Below are 2,156 nucleotides of genomic sequence, written 5' to 3'. Positions count from 1 at the left end.
TGCGAGTCTAAGCTCGCATTTTTTTGTGCCTGTAATAAAAACGTTGGCTTTAACTTGCTAATGCCGCTTTTACTTTATCTCGGTAGCTTCGGCTTACTTTTAGTTCTTGTCCATTTTCAAGCACCAACAAGTACTCACCACTAACTTGTGTAACCAATTTACTAATTTGCTTTGTGTTAACAATGGCACTTCGGTGAACGCGGACAAACAAATGAGGATCTAGCTCTTGCTCTAGCTCTTTCATTGTTTTACGTAAAATATGTGTTTGTCCATCTTGGCAATGTAGGCACATATAATCGCCAGCTGCATCTACCCATTGGATTGTTGCTGCCGGAACGCGAATAATTTCCCCCTGCTCTTTTACGGCTAACGACTCTGGGTAGCGTCTGTCTGTCAATGTATCGCCAGTGGCTAACTTCTTAAGTATTTCTTCGCAATTATTACCTGTAATACCGGCTACAAAACTCGCTAGTTTTTTCTTATGGGCGTTGTCTTGCTGCGTTTTTAAATAGGTATGCACTTTCTCTACCGCCTGTTTTAGTCTGTTATCGTCAACGGGTTTTAAAATGTAATCTAATGCATGAATCTCAAACGCTTTCACTGCAAATTGGTCAAATGCAGTTACAAACACAATCGCAGGTAATACTTTCGTACTTTCGCTAAGTGCTCGTGCGACTTCAAACCCATTCATGCCTGGCATTTGAATATCTAAAAATACCAAATCTATTTTTTCGTTTTTACATGTTTCAATTGCATCAGCACCAGAGCTACATAATTTAATTACTTCAATGTCTGTAAATTCTGCAAGCCTTACATCTAAACCTTTACGTGCTAATGGTTCGTCATCAACAATAAGTGTTTTTATTTTTATCATTTCTTCACAGCCTTCTCAAACGGTACTCGCAGATTAACTTTTAATCCACTTGGCGTATTATGTGATAATACAAACGAATAATTATTTTCGTAGAGCGTTTTTAATCTATCTTTTGTGTTTGCGACACCAACCCCTTGGGCATTGACGAGTTGACCATCTTTTATTTCTGTTCCAGGACCATTATCGCCAACCTCTAACAGTAACTCATTAGCAAACACTTGCGCTTTAATATCAATCACACCGCCTTCTGTTAAGTGTGCAATAGCGTACTTAATTGAATTTTCTATAATAGGTTGCAAAATTAAGCTCGGTAACAATGCTTGCTTAGCTTCTTCGCTTACTTCAACGTTTACTTTTAATCGTTCGTCAAATCGCACACGTTCAATTTCAAGGTATAACATAAGCGCATGAAGCTCTTGCTCTAACGGAACTTTTTTAATCGGATCAGTATTCAATGTATAACGCAAAAAGTCACTAAGTTTAGAGACCATTAAATTAGCATCTTTATTTTCTTTCACCAAAATCAATGTAGAAATTGCGTTAAGTGTGTTAAACAAAAAATGAGGATTTAGTTGATATCTTAGCATTTTCAATTGCGCTTCATGTGCCATGGTTGTCGCTTTTAACGCCTTTTGCCGTTCACCTTGTAGCAATTGATAATACTTAACGCCAAAGTATAAACCACTCCAACACAGTATAATATAAACTGAATCTAAACCCTGTTGTAAGTAATAAAACCACTCTTCAGGTCTATATCCGTGTCGGTAAATTTCCCATAGATTGAACTTTTGAACCACCGCCCACAAAGTACCGGTTATGTAAGAGGCACCAAATACCACCAACATAAGCACCCAAGGGGAGGCGTTCCATATTGTGCGATAGATATAACGAAGTGGCACTGTCATTAAACAGCCGGCATAAGCATTGAGTAAAATAACAAACACGTAAATATCACGCATTTCAAATACTTTAGAGCCGATGTAATTTACCAGTGCATAACCAATCCAGCCTGCAATTTGCAAAAGCCAAAAAAAGCGTTGTCGGTTATCAACTAACGATTGCCAGTTCAAAATTTACTTTTACTCCACAGTGTTAAAGCCTAATTATATAAAATCAACTTTTCGCTTGGCCTGATATTTTCTTATTTTGATAATAAAAAACAGCGTAAAATTAACTTTTAATAATAATTATATTTACACATTATATCGATTTATAAGAATGTTTAGCACTGCCAACTGTCTTAATTTTTAAGAGCCTTAACGCAAAGTTCAGCACCGCTGAT

Annotated in this window: 2 protein-coding genes; both read right to left on the bottom strand. The window is 36.9% G+C overall.

Features of this window, described 5'->3' with window-relative positions; translation table 11 throughout:
- Positions 1–49: 49 nt before the first annotated feature.
- A complete protein-coding gene (locus P20495_RS11120; protein ID WP_007379105.1) occupies positions 50–874 on the bottom strand; it encodes a LytTR family DNA-binding domain-containing protein in 825 nt (274 codons plus the stop codon).
- Positions 871–1,944 carry a sensor histidine kinase gene (locus P20495_RS11125; protein ID WP_007379106.1) on the bottom strand — a complete coding sequence of 358 codons (1,074 nt, stop codon included), beginning with the start codon at positions 1,942–1,944 and terminating at the stop codon, positions 871–873. Before P20495_RS11125 ends, P20495_RS11120 begins: the two co-directional genes overlap by 4 nt.
- Positions 1,945–2,156: the final 212 nt, after the last annotated feature.

The sequence above is a fragment of the Pseudoalteromonas sp. BSi20495 genome (genome assembly GCF_000241185.1).
Classification (GTDB): Bacteria; Pseudomonadota; Gammaproteobacteria; order Enterobacterales; family Alteromonadaceae; genus Pseudoalteromonas; species Pseudoalteromonas fuliginea.
This window is presented reverse-complemented; position numbering and strand designations above follow the sequence as displayed.

What these genes read in the sequence shown, in the direction of transcription:
- P20495_RS11120 (WP_007379105.1), bottom strand. Translation starts at nt 874, where the DNA reads ATGATAAAAATAAAAACACTTATTGTTGATGACGAACCATTAGCACGT.